Source organism: Tritonibacter horizontis, assembly GCF_001518015.1.
GTDB lineage: Bacteria > Pseudomonadota > Alphaproteobacteria > Rhodobacterales > Rhodobacteraceae > Epibacterium > Epibacterium horizontis.
The window spans coordinates 49004-67307 of the sequence record NZ_LPUY01000054.1; the positions used below are offsets into that span (position 1 = coordinate 49004).

Sequence of the window (18304 nt, forward strand, 5' to 3'; positions counted from 1 at the left end):
ATGAAATTCACGCTTTCCTGGCTCAAGGACCACCTCGACACCGACGCTTCGGTGGCCGAGATCACCGAGACCCTGACCGACCTCGGGCTGGAGGTCGAGGAGGTCGTGAACCCGGCCGATGCGCTGTCCGCCTTTACCCTGGCCAAGGTGGTCGGTGCCGAGCAACACCCTGATGCGGACCGGTTGCGGGTCTGCCGGGTGATGACGGATGAGGGCGAAAAACAGATCGTCTGCGGCGCGCCCAACGCCCGCGAAGGCATCACCGTGGTGCTGTGCAAACCGGGCGATTACGTGCCGGGGCTGGATTTCACCCTGTCGGTGGGCAAGATCCGTGGTGTCGAAAGCCACGGCATGATGGCCTCCTGGAAAGAACTGACGCTGGGCGAAGATCACGATGGCATCGTGGAGCTGCCCTCGGGCGAGGTGGGGGACAAGCTGGTGGACTGGCTGGCCGAGAATGATCCGGCCAAGGTCGATCCCGTGATCGAGATCGCCATCACCCCGAACCGACCCGACGCGCTGGGGGTCCATGGCATCGCCCGCGATCTGGCGGCGCGGGGGCTGGGCACGCTGAAGGTCACCGATTACACGCCGGTCGAGGGGCAGTTTGCCAGCCCGATCAAGGTCACGATCGACGACGATACCCTTGATGGCTGTCCGCTGTTTACCGGGCGTCTGATCCGGGGTGTGACCAATGGCCCCAGCCCCAAATGGCTGCAGGACCGTCTGACCGCCATCGGCCTGCGTCCGATTTCGGCCCTGGTGGATATCACCAACTTCTTCACCTTTGATCAGAACCGGCCCTTGCATGTCTTTGACGCTGCAAAGGTCGCGGGCAACCTGCGCATCCACCGCGCCGTCGGTGGCGAGGAGCTGCTGGCGCTGGACGAAAAGACCTATACGTTCCAGCCGGGCATGATGATGATTTCGGACGACAACGGCTGCGAAAGCGTCGCGGGCATCATGGGCGGCGAGGAGACGGGCTGCACCGAGGACACCGTCGATGTCTTCCTCGAAAGCGCCTTTTGGGACCATATCCAGATCGCCACGACGGGCCGCGCCCTGAAGATCAACTCTGATGCGCGGTACCGTTTCGAGCGGGGCGTCGACCCGGAATACACCTTTGAGGGGTTGGAACGGGCGACCCAGATGATTCTGGACCTTTGCGGCGGCGAGCCGTCAGAAGTTGTCAGCGCGGGCGACGTGCCGGATCACGCGCGAACCTATCGGCTGAATGCGGAACGGGTGTCGTCGCTGGTGGGCATGGAAATCCCCGAAAGCGAGCAGCGCCAGACCCTGACCCGTCTTGGCTTCCGTCTGGAAGGCAACCTGGCGCATGTGCCGAGCTGGCGTCCCGATGTGCAGGGCGAGGCGGATCTGGTCGAGGAAGTGGCGCGGATCGCGTCGCTGACCAAGCTGGAAGGCAAGCCGCTGCCGCGCCTGACGACCGGCGTCCCGGCCCCGGTGATGACCCCGCAGCAACGCCGCCTGCAACTGGCGCGCCGGACCTGCGCGGCGCTCGGCTACAACGAGGTGGTGAGCTACACCTTTATCGACAAGGCGGCGGCGGCCCTGTTTGGCGGTGGCACGGATGCGACCATGCTGGCCAACCCGATTTCGTCGGAAATGTCCCATATGCGCCCGGATCTGCTGCCGGGGCTGCTGCAGGCCGCGGCCCGCAATCAGGCCCGTGGCATCGCGGATCTGGCGCTGTTCGAGGTCGGTCCCGCCTTTACCGGCGGCGAGCCGGGCGAGGAGCGGATCCAGATTTCGGGTCTGATGGTGAACCGGGACGGCCCCAAGGACGTGTATGGCGCCTCGCGGGTGATGGATGCCTATGACGCCAAGGCCGATGCCGAGGCGGTGCTTGCCGCGATGGGCGCGCCGGCCAAGGTGCAGGTGCTGCGCGAGGGCGATGTCTGGTGGCATCCCGGACGCCACGGGCGGATCTGCCTGGGCCCGAAGAAAACGCTTGGCGTGTTCGGCGAATTGCACCCCAAGGTGCTGAATGCGCTGGGCCTCAAGGGGTCTGCCGTGGCCTTCACCCTCTATCCCGAAGAAATCCCGCTGCCGCGCAAATCCGGCGCCACCCGCCCCGCCATGGTGATGAGCGATCTGCAGGCGGTCGAGCGTGACTTTGCCTTTGTGGTCGATGCCGAGGTCGAGGCGCTGACCCTGGTCAATGCCGCTGCCGGCGCCGACAAGGCGCTGATCGAGGACGTTCGGGTCTTTGATGAATTCATCGGCGGCAGCCTGGGCGAGGGGCAGAAATCGCTGGCGATCGCGGTGCGTCTGCAGCCCACCACCAAGACTCTGACCGAAAAAGACATCGAAGCGGTGAGCGAGAAAATCGTCGCCAAGGTGACCAAGGCGACCGGCGGCACGCTGCGCGGCTAAAGGCCTGATAATATGACTGAAAACAGGCGCGTCCCGATCTCGGGGCGCGTCTTTTTGCATGCGGCGGTCACTCCGGGGTGCTGAGCACCTCTGCCAGCAGATCGAACACCAGCCGGATCTTGCGGCTGGTGTGCAGTTCACGGTGGCTGGTCAGCCAGAAGGGAAAGCGGATGGTCTCGACCCAGGGCATCACCCGCTCGACCCCTTTGGTCTGCTGCGCCGCCCCGTCGTACATCGGCGAGATTCCAAACCCGCTGCGTACCAGCTCCCAGGCGACCAGACCGTTGCTGGAATTGATCGAGAATTGCGCGGGCGAAAGGGTCACGCCGTGGTGCGCCGCATGGGCGATCATCTCGGCATTGTTGCCAAAGCCGACAAAGTCATGGGACGCCAGATCCTGCTGCGACTGCGGACGCCCGCGCCGGTCAAGATAGCTGGTCGCGGCGTAGAAATGGGCGGTGCCTTCCCGCACCAGTCGGGCAATCAGCTCGGGCTGGTCGGGGCGGACATGGCGGATGGCGATATCCGCCTCGCGTTTCATCAGGTCGCGGATGTCATTGGTGGCAACAACGTCGATTTCCAGTTTCGGCGCCATCTGGCGCAGCCGGTGCAGAACGGGTGGCAGCATGAAGGACGACAGCAGCTCGCTGGCGGTGATGCTGACCCGGCCCTCGATCCGGTTGGCCTGCCCGGTGGCCGAGAGGGACAGCGCGGTGGCGGCCGCCCCCATCTGGCGGCTATGGGCCAGCAGTTCGTGCCCGGCCTGGGTCAGGGCCAGCGCCCGGCCCGGACGTTCAAACAGCATCACCCCAAGCGCCTGTTCCAGCGCGGCCACCTGACGGGACAGGGTGGGCTGGGTCAACCCAAGCCGCCGGGCCGCAGCGGACAGAGAGCCTTCCTCCGCTGTGGTGAGAAAGGCACGGATGTGGTTCCAATCGGGTGAGCGCGTCAAATCCATACATATATGTATAAGTAACCTGCGAAATTAGGCAATTCTTCTGGTAATCCTGCATGTGTAGGTTGACCGCAGCCAAAGGAGAGACCCCATGCCTGCCGATGCCCTGTTCTGGGACAAGATTGCCGAAAAATATTCCTGCAGCCCGATTTCGGATATGGCGGCCTATGACCGGACGCTGGAGCGGGTCACGCATTATTTGCGGCCCGACCACCGGGTGTTGGAGCTGGGTTGCGGCACCGGGACCACAGCGGTGAAACTGGCGCCCCATGTGGCGGATATGATCGCCACGGATGTGTCGCAGAAGATGGTCGATATCGGCATCGGGCGGGCGCGGGAGGCGGGGGTCGGCAACCTGCGCTTTGCGGTGGCGCAGCCGGGCACCGCGCCGGAGGGGCCGTTTGACGTGGTGACTGGCTTCAATCTGTTTCACTTGCTGGCGGATCAGGACCAGATCCTGGAGGCGGTGCGGCAGCGGCTGAAGCCGGGTGGCATGTTCATTTCCAAAACGCCCTGCCTCTCGGATACGCGCAGCGCCGTCAAACGGCTGGCGATCCGGCTTGCGTTGCCGGTGATGCAACGCCTGGGCAAGGCGCCGTCGGTGGTGCAGTTCATGACGGTCGCGGCGTGGCAACGCCAGATCGAGGCCGCCGGGTTCGAGATCGTCGAGACGGGCAGCTATCCCGACGACATCCCGAACCGGTTTGTGGTGGCCCGCCGCTGCTGAGGGCGCGGGGCGGGTTGGCGCAGGCGGTCCGGTCGGTTAGGTCTGGGGCAAACCCATGCCCCACAGGGGGCGCTTGTGACAGGAGACAGCCCCATGACGCTGACCGTTTATCTTTCCGGCGAAATCCACACCGACTGGCGTGACCAGATCATCGACGGCGCCCGGGACCTCGACGTGCGGTTTGACAGCCCGGTGACCGACCACGGCGCCAGCGACGACTGCGGTGTTGCGATCCTCGGGGCGGAGCCGGACAAGGTCTGGCACGATCACAAAGGCGCCAAACTGAACGCCATCCGCACCCGCAAGGGGATCGAAGAGGCGGATGTGGTCGTGGTCCGATTTGGCGACAAATACAAGCAATGGAACGCTGCTTTTGACGCAGGCTATGCGGCGGCGCTGGGCAAATCGCTGATCGTACTGAGCGGCCCGGACCATCAGCATGCGCTGAAAGAAGTCCATGCAGCGGCGCTTGCCGTTGCCAGCGAACCGCGCCAGGTGGTCGAGATCTTGAGCTATGTGCTGACCGGCAAATTGCCCGCCTAGCGCGAACTGGGGGCTGCGGTTCGGGCCTGCGCCGGGCGGCGCGGGCCCGGCGTCCCCATAAAAGCAACGTCTATCCTGACGAAACTTTTGCGTTCGCGGCCAAGGGTTGAACGATTTTTTAACGGTAGCCTTGCTATCCATGCTGGCGAGGCTGAGTCAGCCATTTTCTCTGTTCATCTTCTCTGCTGTGGTGCCATGACCGACATTCCTTCCCAGGACCGCCGAAGATCCCGATTTGAGGTTACGCCTGAAATCGAAGATCGCGGATTGTTCAAACGGGGGGTGACGCAGATCGCGGCGATCCTGGTGCCGGTGTTCAAGAAAACGCCGCGCGGCGACGTTGCGGTGCGCGCCTATGTCAATCAGGGCGAAGAAATCACCGTCCTGTTCGCAGGGCGACGGCTGCAGGAATTTGGCCCCCTGCATGAGGAGCTGGTGCGGCTGCTGACCGAGGCGAATTACTCGGCTGCGCGGCAACGGAAAGATCCGCCGCCGATCAACAGCATTCAGGTGGCGGTCCAGATCGAAGGCGCCTGGCGGGTGCGTTTTGAACGCAGCAAAACCGGCGAAGACCTCCGGGTGTTGCAGTTCATGGCCGCACGCTGGGGGTTTCAGGACCGCAACGGCAAGACTGTCACCAGCGGCAAACGCGCGCTTTTTGGTCAACGCAGCCTGGATGCGGGCGCGACCTGACCCCGGGCGATCCGGCAGGAAGACAGGCGTCGGGCAACCGACGTCTCTCTGCTGTTTGAATTTGAAAAATCAACATATACAATTTTTCATTTGTGACAGCCACGCTGTTATCTGCATTGCGATATGTGATATCTTTTCTTAAGAATTCAATCTGATAGTTGTCATCGAAGTGGGCCTATGCTCTTGATCTCACCATCGAAATTTGACGACATGCTGCCAGAAATTCCAAAAATCGAACGTCGTGCCAGCGACAACATCACCCCCGAACAGGAGGATGCCGGCCTGTTCAAAGGCGGGCTCATCTCGGTGCAACTTGCATTGGTTCCGGTCTTTGCCGTGACCTCGCGCGGGGATTGCAGCGTGCGGGCGTTCAATGCCGAAGGCAATGCGGTCATGGTGCTGTTTGCCGGCCGTCGCCGCGCGCATTTCCAGCCGGTCTATTCGCAACTGCGCTACATGTACCTGCAAGCGGAGCATTTTGACGCCGCAAGGGGGCGAGAGATGCGCAACATCAATTCGATCCAGCTGTCGGTGCAGTGCGAGGGCACCTGGCGGGCGGTGATCGAGACGGAAGAGGATGGCACGGAACAGCGGGTGATGAATTTCCTCTTGGCGCGCTGGGCGTTCAAAGGGCACGACGGGTCGACGCTGTCGTTTGGGACAGCGCCCCGGCTGCCCAAGAAACCCGCCGGTCCGAAACGCCCGGTCATTACACCAGAGCATGCCTATGCCGCCGTCGGGGCGGGGTGGTCCTCTGCCCTGAGGCAGAGGTCCGGGCTTTAGAAGATAAGAGCGCGCGGCGGCTTATCCGTCTTTCTGGATTTCCACGCTGTGGGGGTAGGGGATGGAGATCCCTTCGGCATCAAAGGCTTCTTTGACGCCTTGGATCATCGCCCATTTCAACTCCCAGTAGTCGCTGGCCTTGCACCAGAGCCGGGTGGTGATATCGACCGAACTGTCGCCGAGATTGGTGACCCGCACCCAGGGTTCCGGGTTGGGCAGCACGCGGCTGTCGGCCTCGGCCAGGCGCAGGATCACGGCCTTGGCCTTTTCCATGTCGTCACCGTAGTCGATGCCATAGGTCAGATCCAGGCGACGGGTGTCATGGGCCGAGAAGTTGGTGATGATCGCACCCCAGGCGGCGCCATTGGGGACGATGATCTGGACGTTGTCCGCGGTGACCAGTTCGGTGAAGAACAGGTTCAGGTCCTTGACGGTGCCCGAGGTGCCGCCAATGTCGACGAACTGGCCCAGCTTGTAGGGGCGAAACAGCAACAGCATGAACCCTGCGGCCAGATTGCTGAGCGTGCCCTGCAGCGCCAGACCAATGGCCAGCGTTGCCGCGCCAAGCATGGCGACAAGGCTGGTGGCCTCGATGCCAAAGATCCCCAGAACCGCGACCAGCACGATAGCCAGCAACACCCAGCGCACCATGCTGGCGGCAAAGCTGCCGAGGGTTTCGTCGATCTGCGGTGTCTTGTTGATGCGCGCGCGGATGGCGCTTGCAATCGCGCCTGCGGCGATCCAGCCGAGCACCAGAACCAGGAGCGCCTTGATCCCGCTCAGCACCAGTGGCCACATCGCGCCGGCCTGTAAATACATTGTTTCCATAACTGTCCCCACGTTTCTGTCAGGTGCCCTTGGCTGTCCGGGGGAAGTCCGGCTGGCAAAGGGCCTTGGCGACGGACAGGTCCGATTGCCCGGTCCGCTTCATGTTCCTTTTTGCGCCAGACCTGTCAGAAGAATCGAGAGGAAATGCTGAAAAGAGAGAGAAATCTTCGCCCGTGGCGGTGATTTTGCAGCGGTTCCATCCTGCGGCCGCCGCCTGTTGTGCAAGGCGGGGGGGGCCGCAGGATGGCGGTGATCCGCGCCTAGGCGCCCTCGCGCAGGGCGAGGCTTGGGGACAGAACATCCAGACCCAGCGCCTTGCCCACCGCGTAATAGGTCAGCTTGCCGGCGTGGACATTCAGCCCGTTCAGCAGATGCGGGTCATCGGCGCAGGCCTGTTTCCAGCCCTTGTCGGCCAGTGCCAGCAGGAAGGGCAGGGTCGCATTGCCAAGCGCCTGCGTCGAGGTGCGGGCCACGGCGCCGGGCATATTGGCGACGCAGTAATGCATGATGCCGTCCACCTCGTAGATCGGGTCCGCATGGGTGGTGGCGCGCGAGGTCTCGAAACAGCCACCCTGGTCGATGGCCACATCCACCAGTGCAGCGCCCGGTTTCATCTCTGCAAGATCGGCGCGGGACACCAGTTTGGGCGCCGCCGCACCGGGGATCAGCACCGCCCCGATCACCATATCGGCGGCGCGGATCAGCTCTGCCGTGGCGCCGGCGGTGGCGTAGCGGTTCTTGAACGTGCCACCAAAGACATCGTCGAGGTATCTGAGCCGGGGCAGCGACCGGTCGAGCACGGTCACATCCGCGCCCATCCCGGCGGCGACCTTGGCGGCATGGGTGCCGACCACACCGCCGCCCACCACCACGACGCGGGCCGGGGCGACGCCGGGCACGCCGCCCATCAGCACGCCACGGCCGCCATTGGCCTTTTGCAGCGTCCAGGCGCCGACCTGCGGCGCAAGGCGGCCGGCAACCTCGGACATCGGCGCCAGCAGCGGCAGGCCGCCGCGATCGTCGGTCACGGTTTCATAGGCGATGGCGGTACAGCCTGAGGCCAGCAGGTCGTGGGTCTGTTCCGGGTCCGGCGCCAGGTGCAGATAGGTGAACAGCAATTGGCCCGCGCGCAGCATCTTGCGTTCGCCGGCCTGGGGCTCCTTCACTTTGACGATCATCTCGGCCTTGGCAAAGATTTCCTCGGCGGTGTCGATCAGCACGGCGCCGGCGGCGGCGTAATCCGCATCCGGGAAACCCGCGCCAAGGCCGGCGCCGGTCTGGATCATCACCTGATGTCCATGCGCAATGGCCTCGCGCGCGGCGTCCGGTGTCATCCCGACGCGGAATTCCTGTGGCTTGATCTCCGTGGGGCATCCGATCTTCATGGGGCGTCTCCTCCGTTCCCTTTGATATAGAGCGTTGCATGCCCGGTTTCAAAAGAGCTGCTTTTTTGGGCAAATGAGAGCGGTGACATTCGAAGGATCTTCGAATAAAGCTCATGCTCATGCAAGAAAAGGTGGCTTGAGTGTCTATAGATCAGTTGGATCGTCGAATCCTGGCGGTTCTGCAAAAGAAAGGCCGGATCTCGAACGCGGAGCTGAGCGAGACTGTGAACCTGTCCGCTTCGGCCTGTCACCGGCGGGTGCAGCGGTTGGAAAGCGAAGGCTACATTCGCGACTATGTGGCGCTGCTGGATGCCCGGAAACTGGGGGTGCCGACCACGGTGTTCGTGGAGATTACCCTGCAGACCCAGGCGGACGAAGTGCTGGATGCCTTTGAAAAGGCCGTCGCCCGTATCCCGGACGTGCTGGAATGCCACCTGATGGCAGGCACGGCGGATTACATCCTCAAGGTGGTGGCCGAAAACACCGATGATTTCGCCCGCATCCACCGCCAGCATCTGACCCGTCTGCCGGGGGTGGCGCAGATGCAGTCCAGTTTTGCCCTGCGCACGGTGTTTAAAACCACGGCGCTGCCGGTGGGCTGAGGATCAAGGCGCGGGCAACACTCAGCTTTTGAGCGTGTGAGCAGAAAATCAATCGCCTCTACCTTGCTCAAGGACGAGAATCGGCGGCAGAATGCAGACGAAAGCTGGCAGATGCGTCGAAAAACGCAGGGTTTTTCGGCCGCTCGTCGCCAACTGACACCAAAGGATCACATGGCGTCGCTATGTGAGGACCAAACCCTGTTGAACCCAAAGGAGACTCGAGTGTGAGCAGCGACCAGGAAAATACATCCTTCGATTGGCTGGAAGCCGAGCTGCAGGACACGCTGGACGAAGACATCGAGATCGAATTCGCCGAACCCATGCTGTCGATGGAACTGCGCAAGATCTACCGGGCCCAGCATCCTGAAATGCTGGACCGCGAGGTCTACTTCCGCAACCTGCTGCGCCTTCAGGCCGAACTGATCAAGGTGCAGGATTGGGTGCAGCACACCGGCGCCAAGGTCTGCATCCTGTTCGAGGGCCGCGACAGCGCCGGCAAGGGCGGCGTGATCAAACGGATCACCCAGCGCCTGAACCCGCGCGTGGCCCGTGTGGTGGCCTTGCCGGCGCCATCGCGCCGCGAACAAAGCCAATGGTACTTCCAGCGCTACGTGCCGCATCTGCCGGCCGCGGGCGAAATCGTGCTGTTCGACCGCTCCTGGTACAACCGCGCCGGGGTCGAACGGGTGATGGGCTTTGCCACCGACGACCAGGTCGAACAGTTCTTCCAGGACGTTCCCGAATTCGAACGCATGCTGGCGCGCTCCGGCATCATCCTGTTGAAATACTGGTTCTCGATCACCGACGAAGAACAGCAATTGCGCTTCCTCATGCGCATCCATGATCCGATGAAACAGTGGAAACTGTCGCCAATGGATCTGGAAAGCCGCATCCGCTGGGAGCAATACACCAAGGCCAAGGAGGACATGTTCTTCCGCACCAATATCCCCGAGGCGCCCTGGTATATCGTCGAAGGCAACGACAAGAAACGCGAACGGCTGAACTGTATCGAACACCTGCTGACCCGCATCCCCTATCACGATGTGCCCAGCGAAAAGGTCGCTCTGCCGGATCGGGAGTATAATCCCGACTACGAACGCCGCGTCCTGCCGGACGAGCTCTACGTGCCTAAAATCTACTGATCTTACCCGCGTCCGGGCGGGCGCGGGCCCCTTCATCTTTTTGCAAATACCTCGGGGAGCGCGAGGGGCAGAGCCCCTCGCTGGCATCGCCGGCCGCCATCGTCGGCGGCCAGGCTATATCGCCAGCGGCCAGGCAAAATGAAACCCCCGTGGCAGGACCGCGGGGGTTTTATTCTTGAAACAGTATCCAGAAGAGAACTGGAAACGGCGAGGGGTCTTCGGCAAGATGCCTTAGAGGAGACCTTCGCGCTGTGCTTTCTTACGTGCCAGTTTACGGGCCCGACGGATAGCTTCAGCTTTCTCGCGCGCTTTTTTCTCGGACGGTTTCTCGAAATGTTGCTTGAGCTTCATTTCACGAAAAACGCCTTCGCGCTGCAGCTTCTTCTTCAGGGCACGGAGCGCCTGATCGACATTGTTGTCGCGAACACTAACCTGCATGTGGTTTTCACCACCTTTCTAAGTTGAGTTGCAAGGATTTGCAGGAGCTGGCCGTATAGCAAGGCGGGCCTAGATTGTCTAGTAGTGGAGAAACAGCGCCAGAGGAGACCGCCCAGAATGACGCAAACACAGGAAAAACAGCCAGATCCGGTCCAGGAGCTGCAGAACAAGGTGCTGGATGCCGCATTGGCCCATGTGGTGTTCGATGGCTGGAGCGCATCTGCCTATCAGGCGGCTCTGGCCGATTCGGGGGTCGATCCGGCGTTGGCGGCTGCGGCGTTTCCGCGCGGGGCGGTCGATCTGGCGATCGCCTTTCACCGGCGCGGCGACGCGCTGATGCGGGAGCGACTGGCGCAGACAGACCTCGGCGATATGCGGTTTCGCGACAAGGTTGCGACGGCTGTACGGGTGCGGCTGGAGGTGGTGGAGGACAAGGAAGCCGTGCGTCGTGGGGCGACCCTGTTTGCGCTGCCACATCATGCTGCCGACGGATCCGCCCTGATCTGGGGCACCGCCGATGCGATCTGGAACGCGCTGGGCGACACCTCGCAGGATGTCAACTGGTATACCAAGCGCGCGACCCTCTCGGCGGTCTATTCCGCGACTGTTCTCTATTGGCTGGGCGATGACAGTCCGGATCATCAGGCGACCGGGGCCTTCATCGACCGGCGCATCGACAATGTGATGCAGTTTGAGACGCTGAAGGCCAATGTCAACAAGAACCCGCTGTTGAAACCGTTGCTGGCCGGGCCGCACTGGCTGTTGAGCCAGATCAAGGCGCCGTCCCGTCGCGACGATCTGCCCGGTCGCTGGCAGCCCCGCGCCGACGGTTGACCCCGCTGCGGCCGTTGCATGCGCGGGGCCGGGCCTGTGTTGCATGGCTTGGCCAAGGGGCGCAGGGGTGCTACCTCTGGGACACCATGCAAACCACAGGAGCCCCCGATGCGCCAGCCGAAGACCAAGGCCCTGCCCGAGACCATGCGGGCCATTGAGATTTCAGAATTCGGCGCGCCGGAGGTGCTGACGCCGGTGACCCGCCCGGTGCCGCAGCCCGCCTATGATCAGGTGGTGATCCGGGTCGCCTATGCCGGGGTCAACCGCCCGGATGCGTTGCAGCGGGCCGGCGCCTATGCGCCGCCCAAGGGCGCGAGCGACCTGCCGGGACTGGAAGCGGCGGGCGAGATTGTTGCGGTGGGCTCCGGGGTCACCAGCTGGCAGCCGGGCGATCTGGTTTGCGCGCTGTTGCCCGGTGGCGGTTATGCAGAATATGTCGCCACGCCTGCAGCGCATTGCCTGCCGATCCCGGAGGGCCTCAGCCTGAAAGAGGCGGCCTGCCTGCCGGAAACCTGCTTTACCGTCTGGTCCAACGTTGTCACCCGTGGCGGGTTGCGCGCGGGCGAGCGGTTCCTTGTGCATGGGGGCTCTTCCGGGATTGGCACCACGGCGATCCAGATTGCCGCGGCGCTGGGCGCGCGGGTCTACGTCACCGCTGGCAGTGATGACAAATGCGCCGCCTGCGTGGGCCTGGGGGCAGATGTGGCGATCAATTACCGCGACGAGGATTTCGTGGCGCTGATGCAGGCCGACGGCGGTGCGCATCTCATTCTGGATATGGTTGGAGGCGACTATATCCCGCGCAATATCAAGGCCCTGGCCGATGACGGGCGGCTGGTTCATATCGCGTTCCTGCAGGGGCCCAAGGCGGAGCTGAACTTTGCCCAGATCATGGCGCGGCGCCTGACGGTCACGGGCTCGACCCTGCGCCCGCAGAGCGATCTGGCCAAGGCGCGGATCGCGCGGGATCTGGCCGAAGCGGTCTGGCCGATGGTGGAAGCAGGCAAACTGCGCCCGGTGATGGATTCGACCTATCCGCTGGCGGAGGCGGCAGCGGCCCATGCGCGGATGGAGAGCTCCACCCATATCGGCAAGATCGTGCTGGAGGTCGCAGGCGCGGATTAGGTCGCACCTGCGGAAGCGTCAGGCCACCGCGCGGCGGTAGAAATGCCAGGTGGCATGGCCCAGCACCGGCACCACAAAGATCAGCCCGGCAAAGAGCGGCACCGACCCGACAACAAGGGCGGTGCCGACCAGCGCGCCCCAGGCGAGACAGACCAGGCGGTTCTTGCGCATCACCTCCAGTGAGGTGGCGACTGCAACCGGCAGGCCGACGTGACGATCCAGCAGCAGCGGAAACGACACGATACTGACCGCCAGAGCCGCATAGGCAAAGGCCGCGCCAACAGCGGTGCCGACGATCATCATGGTCCAGCCCGCGCCGGTGGTGAAGATCTGCGCCAGAAAGCCGCCGACTGACCCCGGCGCATCGGGGCCGAGGGTGGCGTTGAAAATGGCCTCTGCCACCATGATCCAGATCACGAAGAGGGCGGCCAGATAGAGCGCCAGGGACAGGATCGCGGCTAAGGCCGGGGAGCGCAGCACCGCAAAGGCGGCCATCCAGCCGATTGCCTCGCCCGCCTCGCGGCGGCGCGACATCTCGTACAGGCCGATGGCGGCGGCGGGGCCGACGAGGGCAAAGCCCATCACCATCGGCACCAGCAGCGGCAACACCGCAAGGTGAAAGCCGCTGATGATCATCGCGATCCCGATCAGCGGGTAGATAAAGACCAGAAACATGGCATCCGAGCGCGCGGCCTTGAAATCCGACCACCCCGCCTGCAGGGCAAGAGGGATGTCAGAGAGCGCAAGCTGGCGCACCTGCGGCTGGGCCCGGCTGTCTGTGCTGCGGATGTCGTCGAGGGCATGAACGCTGCGGCTGCCTGCTGATTGCAGGGACCGTAACGCCCAACTGGCGGGGTTTCCTATGGTCCGTGGCATGGGTCTGCGACCTCCTGTTTCGCGTGGCTGGACGCGCGGCGCGAGGGGACAGGTCTGCAGTCTGGGCCGGGACCAGGCCAAGGGGGCGCTGACATGGCGCGCAGGGTCTCGGTGTGGTCCCGGTGGCAGTTTCCTGAACTGGGCCGTCGCGCCGCATGTCTGCCCCTATCCTAGCACAGTGCAGCGAGTCGCGCGGTCACAGTCGCGGGAGCTGTCTGGCTGCGGTCCGGGGGAGGCCGTGGGGGCGCGCTTGGCTGCGCCCCGGGGGCTAGCGCACCGGTTCGAACAGGGCGTCCGTCTGGGTGCAGTCGCGGATCACGTCGCGGCCACAGGGCACCGGTGTCAGGTCGCGGGACAGGCAGATCCGGGCCTCTTGAATGTAGCCGTTGCGACAGGTGATGGTCAGGCCGTCCGCGCTCAGTTGGGGATTTTCCTTCAGGAATGCCTCTTCCACAACGGCGGCGGGCAGCTGCACCGCCTTGTCCAGCCGGCGAAAGATCTGCGGCCGGGTGACACTGTCATAGGCCCGGCGCGAGAGGGCGAAATAGTCCTGGGCCGAAAGGCCGGAACAGGTGCCGTGTTTCTTCCACTGGTGCCAGGCGAGACCGGAGGTGCCCATGATGTCGGTCATCTCGCCGGTCTGGCGGCGGGTGGGGGGCGGCTGTGTGGTGCTGCAATAGCTGGGCCAGCCGCGGTGAAACTGCGGCCAGAGACCGTGCAGGGTCCAGCCGTAGTCATGCCGGTCTTCGCATTGCTCGGATCCCTTGGCATCGCCCTCGATTGCGCACCAGTTCGGCGACCAGCTGAGCGCCATCACGTAATAGTCAAACTGGCCCGCCGCGTCGCCCTCGGCCCGTGCCAGAGGCGCAAAAACCAGCAAAACGGCCCATATTGTGAACAAAACCCTGCGCATTCGCCTCTTTCCTTATGATTTCAAGGCGACTATATAGTCCTGAAGTTCCCCGACAACGGAAACCCACCCCGAGACCCAAGGGGCCGCCGATTTCTGGCGACGGGAGAGGTTTACCCGCCGGGCAATCCAACAAGTCGGGAACAGACGTGTTTAAAGGAGAAGAGCACATGGCAAAACCGTTGATGGCCAAGGCGACCGCCGTGTGGCTGGTGGACAATACGACAATCGGCTTCAAGCAGATCGCTGATTTTGTGGGTATGCACGAACTGGAGATCCAGGGCATCGCGGATGGCGATGTGGCGGCCGGGGTCAAGGGCTTTGACCCGGTGTCCAACAACCAGCTGACCCAGGACGAGATCGCCGCCGCCGAAAAGAACCCGCTGCACAAGATGAAGCTGAAGTTCAACGCCGCAGCAGCGGGCGAGGAAAAACGTCGTGGCCCGCGCTATACACCGCTGTCCAAGCGGCAGGACCGCCCGAATTCGATCCTGTGGCTGGTCAAGTTCCACCCGGAACTGTCCGATGGCCAGATTGCCAAGCTTGTGGGCACCACCAAACCGACCATCCAGTCGATCCGCGAGCGCACGCATTGGAACATCTCCAACATGGAGCCCATCGACCCGGTTGCGCTGGGCCTGTGCAAACAGTCCGAACTGGATGCCGCCGTTCAGAAGGCCGCGCAGAAGCGGGCCGCCGAAGGTGGTGTGATGAGCGATGACGAACGCCGCAAGCTGGTGTCGACCGAACAGTCTCTGGAGATGGACGCGGAGCCGAAAATGCCCACCGCCATCGAAGGGCTGGAAACCTTCACCCTCGGGTCCACTTTCAGCACCGACAAGAAGGAAGCAGAAGAGCCGATCCGGGATGCCGACAGCTTCTTCAACCTGCCGGCGGGTGATGATGAGGACGACGAAGACGACAGCGACGATCCGCGCTACTGAGCGCGCGATCGTCCGCGCCTATCGCAGGGATGGCGCCGCCGGCCTTTGGGTTGGCGGCGTCTTTTTTTTGCCCCCTTGCAATTCCTGATTAAATAAGTCAGATAAACCGCACCCAGCCATCCGGGCAATGATCCCAGACGCGCCCGGTCCAATTGGAAACCGCCAGCCGGATGCGCTGGTGGGGCAGGCATGAGGCAGATCACGATGACAATTCAGGTTTCCATTCCACAGGGCAAGCGCGTTGGGACGGGGCAACGGCCCCTGGCCACCTTTGGTTTCGACGCCTTTGAGGCGCAGCTGCTGGCACCGCTGCGGCATTTCCTGACCACCTCGGCGGCGCCGGATTGCCAGGCGTGGCACCGGGCCTTTGTGATCGCGGCGGAGAACTGGGGCGAGGCCCATGGGCTGGCGGTTGCCTATGCGCTGTGGCCGGTGGTGCGCGAGCTGCGGGCGGTGCGTGGGGGCGATCTGTCGTATAACGACCCGTTGGATCTGGACACGCGCGGGGTGCTGACCTCGGATGAGGCATCGCTTCTGGAGATGCTGCATCACATGCGCCGCGACGAGACATGGCAGGCCCGCGACAGGGTAGAGGCGCTGACCCTGGGGCGGATGGAGCCGGAGCTGATCCGGGCGGGATTGTCCTTTGCCGACCGGTTTCCCTGTGGCGCCAAACACCGGCTGCGGGGCACCCCGGCGTTGCATCTGGTTGGCTAGTCCGCAGGCGCCAGGGGGGATTGCCGCCAACCGGGCGGCGGAAACGGTCCCGTCGCCTGCGAATCCCCGCAAGCGGCCTTGCGTGACCGGGGCGTGGGTAGTAGGCATTTCGCCAACGCATGTCCCGGGAGGCGTTGAGCATGGACGATCCGAAAAACCTGGTTTCCACCGATTGGTTGGCAGCGCATCTGAAGGATCCGGATCTGCGGATTCTGGATGCGTCCTGGTATCTGCCGCAGATGGCGCGCGATGCCAAAGCCGAATACGCCGAGGGTCATATCCCTGGCGCGCGGTTCTTTGACATCGACGAGATTTCGGACCATCGCTCCGATCTGCCGCATATGGCGCCGCCGGTCGAGAAATTCCTGTCGCGCCTGCGCGCCATGGGCGTCGGCGATGGGCATCAGGTGGTGGTCTATGACGGCGCCGGGTTGTTTTCCGCCGCCCGCGTGTGGTGGCTGTTCCGGCTGATGGGGCAGACCAATGTCGCCGTTCTGGATGGCGGCCTGCCAAAGTGGAAGGCCGAGGGCCGCGCGCTGGAAGATCTGCCACCGGTGATCCGGGACCGCCATATGACGGTCCGGCTGCAGAACCATCTGGTGCGCGATGTGACGCAGGTGTCGTCCGCGGCCAAGCTGGGCGATCACGAGATCATTGATGCGCGCGCCGCTGATCGGTTCCGGGGCACCGCGCCAGAGCCGCGACCGGGCATGCGCGCGGGCCATATCCCCGGCTCCAAGAACGTGCCCTTCACAACTCTGCTCAGTGCCAATGGAACCATGAAGGATGCCGACGGCTTGCGTGCTGTTTTTACCGCCGCCGGCGTTGACCTTGGCAAACCTGCCATTACCTCCTGCGGATCCGGCGTCACTGCCGCCGTGCTGAACCTCGCGCTGGAGCGGATGGGGAAACACGACCATGCGCTTTATGACGGGTCCTGGTCCGAATGGGGCGCCTTTCCAACTCTTCCCGTTGCAACCGGAGACGACTGATGTTCGAGAACCTGAAACCGCAGCCCGCTGACAAGATCCTGGCGCTGATGCAGATGTACCGCGACGATCCGCGGCAGGAGAAGGTGGACCTCGGGGTTGGTGTTTACAAAAACGCCGAAGGTGTGACCCCGGTCATGCGCGCCGTCAAAGCGGCCGAGCATCGCCTGTGGGAGCAGCAGACCACCAAGGCCTATACCGGGCTTGCCGGCGATCCGGCCTATGCCGATGCGATGATTGAACTGATCCTGGGCAACGCGGTCGAGCAGGACAAGATCGCCGCCGTCGCCACCCCCGGTGGCACCGGCGCGGTGCGTCAGGCCTTTGAGCTGGTGCGCATGGCCAACCCGGCGGCGCGGGTGTTTGTGTCCGATCCGACCTGGCCGAACCATGTGTCGATCCTGAAATACCTCGGCATTGAAACGGTGCCCTACCGCTATTTCGACGCCGAGACCCGCGCCGTGGATTTCGACGGCATGATCGAGGATCTGAAAGGCGCCAAGGCCGGCGATATCGTGCTGCTGCATGGGTGCTGTCACAACCCGACCGGCGCCAACCTGAACCAGAGCCAATGGCAGGCGGTTGTCGAGCTGTTGAACCAGGGCGGTTTGATCCCAATGATCGACATTGCCTATCAGGGGTTTGGCGACGGCCTGGAAGAAGACGCGGCGGGCGTGCGCATGGTTGCCTCCTCGGTGCCGGAATGTCTGATCGCGGCGAGCTGTTCCAAGAACTTCGGGATCTACCGCGAACGCACGGGCCTGTTGATGGCGATCAGCCAGCAGGGGGATGCGCAGGCGCTGAACCAGAAGACCTTGGCCTTTCTCAACCGCCAGAACTATTCATTCCCGCCGGACCACGGCGCGCGGGTGGTGACCACGATCCTGACGGATGATGCGTTGCGGGCCGATTGGAAGGCTGAGCTGGAAGATGTGCGTCTTGCGATGCTGGGATTGCGCCAGCAACTGGCTGACGAGTTGCAGCGGCTGACCGGCTCCGACCGGTTTGGCTTCATCGCGCAGCACCGTGGCATGTTCTCGCTGCTGGGCACCACGCCGGAGCTGGTGGAGCAGATGCGGGTCGATCATGGCATCTATATGGTGGGCGACAGCCGGTTGAACATTGCGGGCCTCAACGCGCAGAGCGTGCCGATCCTGGCCAAGGCGATTGTCGACGCGGGGGTCTGAGCCCGAGCTGAGCCTCGGAACCTCTGAAGCACCTGGAAAACGCGCCCCGACCTCGGTGGCGCGTTTTTTGCTGCGATCCCGCCGGGCTGCGGCGCGGCTTGTTGTCGGCAAGGGGGCGTTCTCCCGCCCGGGGAGCCTGCATTTGAAATGCAGCCGCCCCCGTTGGGCCGGGCGCCGCTGCGCGGCGCAACAAAAACGTCCCTGCTGCAATGTGGTTCTACGGCGCCGC

General features: G+C 63.5%; 19 protein-coding genes. 13 read left to right on the plus strand and 6 right to left on the minus strand.

The features are described 5' to 3' along the window. The gene (gene pheT / locus TRIHO_RS09155; protein WP_068242274.1) at positions 1–2397 is read left to right on the plus strand and encodes a phenylalanine--tRNA ligase subunit beta; all 2397 of its coding nucleotides are present in this window, start codon (positions 1–3) and stop codon (positions 2395–2397) included. Positions 2398–2464: 67 nt separating this feature from the next. Here pheT and TRIHO_RS09160 read toward each other — a convergent pair whose 3' ends face one another. Further along, complete coding sequence (locus tag TRIHO_RS09160; RefSeq protein ID WP_068242275.1) at positions 2465–3355, minus strand: LysR family transcriptional regulator; 891 nt, start codon at positions 3353–3355, stop codon at positions 2465–2467. Between the two features lie 88 nt (positions 3356–3443). Between TRIHO_RS09160 and TRIHO_RS09165 the strand changes: the two genes are divergently transcribed. The 4 genes from TRIHO_RS09165 to TRIHO_RS09180 all read left to right on the plus strand — a co-directional run bounded on the left by TRIHO_RS09165 (position 3444) and on the right by TRIHO_RS09180 (position 6098). Continuing rightward, positions 3444–4079, plus strand: coding sequence for a class I SAM-dependent methyltransferase (locus TRIHO_RS09165; RefSeq protein ID WP_068242277.1), 636 nt, complete (start codon positions 3444–3446; stop codon positions 4077–4079). Between the two features lie 93 nt (positions 4080–4172). Further along, positions 4173–4622 (plus strand): YtoQ family protein, encoded by a 450-nt coding sequence (locus tag TRIHO_RS09170; RefSeq protein ID WP_068242279.1) that lies wholly within the window; start codon positions 4173–4175, stop codon positions 4620–4622. A gap of 195 nt (positions 4623–4817) precedes the next feature. Next, positions 4818–5315, plus strand: coding sequence for a hypothetical protein (locus TRIHO_RS09175; RefSeq protein ID WP_068242281.1), 498 nt, complete (start codon positions 4818–4820; stop codon positions 5313–5315). A 177-nt stretch (positions 5316–5492) separates the two neighbouring features. Further along, entirely contained in the window at positions 5493–6098 is a 606-nt protein-coding gene (locus TRIHO_RS09180; protein WP_068242282.1) for a hypothetical protein, read from the plus strand. A gap of 21 nt (positions 6099–6119) precedes the next feature. Here TRIHO_RS09180 and TRIHO_RS09185 read toward each other — a convergent pair whose 3' ends face one another. Both TRIHO_RS09185 and ald read right to left on the minus strand, forming a co-directional pair. Continuing rightward, positions 6120–6926: a mechanosensitive ion channel family protein gene (locus TRIHO_RS09185; protein ID WP_068242284.1), complete on the minus strand. Its 807-nt coding sequence runs from the start codon at positions 6924–6926 to the stop codon at positions 6120–6122. 260 nt (positions 6927–7186) lie between these two features. Continuing rightward, positions 7187–8311, minus strand: a complete 1125-nt coding sequence (gene ald / locus TRIHO_RS09190) for an alanine dehydrogenase (protein ID WP_068242286.1) — start codon at positions 8309–8311, stop codon at positions 7187–7189. A 140-nt stretch (positions 8312–8451) separates the two neighbouring features. On the opposite strand from ald, the gene TRIHO_RS09195 reads away from it, so the two are divergent. Together TRIHO_RS09195 and ppk2 are read left to right on the plus strand one after the other, a co-directional pair. After that, complete coding sequence (locus TRIHO_RS09195; protein ID WP_068242287.1) at positions 8452–8913, plus strand: Lrp/AsnC family transcriptional regulator; 462 nt, start codon at positions 8452–8454, stop codon at positions 8911–8913. 224 nt (positions 8914–9137) lie between these two features. After that, the gene (ppk2, locus tag TRIHO_RS09200) at positions 9138–10055 is read left to right on the plus strand and encodes a polyphosphate kinase 2 (RefSeq protein WP_068242289.1); all 918 of its coding nucleotides are present in this window, start codon (positions 9138–9140) and stop codon (positions 10053–10055) included. 231 nt (positions 10056–10286) lie between these two features. On the opposite strand, the gene rpsU is transcribed toward ppk2, so the two are convergent. After that, on the minus strand, positions 10287–10493 hold the full coding sequence (gene rpsU, locus TRIHO_RS23225; RefSeq protein ID WP_005614280.1) for a 30S ribosomal protein S21: 207 nt from the start codon (positions 10491–10493) through the stop codon (positions 10287–10289). 117 nt (positions 10494–10610) lie between these two features. On the opposite strand from rpsU, the gene TRIHO_RS09210 reads away from it, so the two are divergent. Together TRIHO_RS09210 and TRIHO_RS09215 are read left to right on the plus strand one after the other, a co-directional pair. Then, positions 10611–11327, plus strand: a complete 717-nt coding sequence (locus TRIHO_RS09210) for a COQ9 family protein (RefSeq protein ID WP_068242293.1) — start codon at positions 10611–10613, stop codon at positions 11325–11327. 132 nt (positions 11328–11459) lie between these two features. Further along, the gene (locus TRIHO_RS09215; protein WP_068242330.1) at positions 11460–12452 is read left to right on the plus strand and encodes an NAD(P)H-quinone oxidoreductase; all 993 of its coding nucleotides are present in this window, start codon (positions 11460–11462) and stop codon (positions 12450–12452) included. An 18-nt stretch (positions 12453–12470) separates the two neighbouring features. On the opposite strand, the gene TRIHO_RS09220 is transcribed toward TRIHO_RS09215, so the two are convergent. Both TRIHO_RS09220 and TRIHO_RS09225 read right to left on the minus strand, forming a co-directional pair. Beyond that, positions 12471–13328, minus strand: a complete 858-nt coding sequence (locus tag TRIHO_RS09220) for a DUF2189 domain-containing protein (RefSeq protein WP_068242295.1) — start codon at positions 13326–13328, stop codon at positions 12471–12473. Positions 13329–13596: 268 nt separating this feature from the next. Next, on the minus strand, positions 13597–14241 hold the full coding sequence (locus TRIHO_RS09225) for a ribonuclease T2 family protein (RefSeq protein ID WP_068242297.1): 645 nt from the start codon (positions 14239–14241) through the stop codon (positions 13597–13599). Positions 14242–14408: 167 nt separating this feature from the next. On the opposite strand from TRIHO_RS09225, the gene TRIHO_RS09230 reads away from it, so the two are divergent. The 4 genes from TRIHO_RS09230 (at position 14409) to TRIHO_RS09245 (ending at position 18075) form a co-directional block, all read left to right on the plus strand. Then, on the plus strand, positions 14409–15182 hold the full coding sequence (locus TRIHO_RS09230; RefSeq protein WP_068242299.1) for a DUF1013 domain-containing protein: 774 nt from the start codon (positions 14409–14411) through the stop codon (positions 15180–15182). Between the two features lie 204 nt (positions 15183–15386). Then, on the plus strand, positions 15387–15899 hold the full coding sequence (locus TRIHO_RS09235; RefSeq protein ID WP_068242331.1) for a hypothetical protein: 513 nt from the start codon (positions 15387–15389) through the stop codon (positions 15897–15899). A gap of 140 nt (positions 15900–16039) precedes the next feature. Beyond that, on the plus strand, positions 16040–16891 hold the full coding sequence (gene sseA, locus TRIHO_RS09240; protein ID WP_068242302.1) for a 3-mercaptopyruvate sulfurtransferase: 852 nt from the start codon (positions 16040–16042) through the stop codon (positions 16889–16891). Further along, positions 16891–18075 carry an amino acid aminotransferase gene (locus TRIHO_RS09245; RefSeq protein WP_068242304.1) on the plus strand — a complete coding sequence of 395 codons (1185 nt, stop codon included), beginning with the start codon at positions 16891–16893 and terminating at the stop codon, positions 18073–18075. The genes sseA and TRIHO_RS09245 overlap by 1 nt, the downstream gene beginning before the upstream one ends. The last annotated feature ends 229 nt before the right edge of the window (positions 18076–18304 follow it).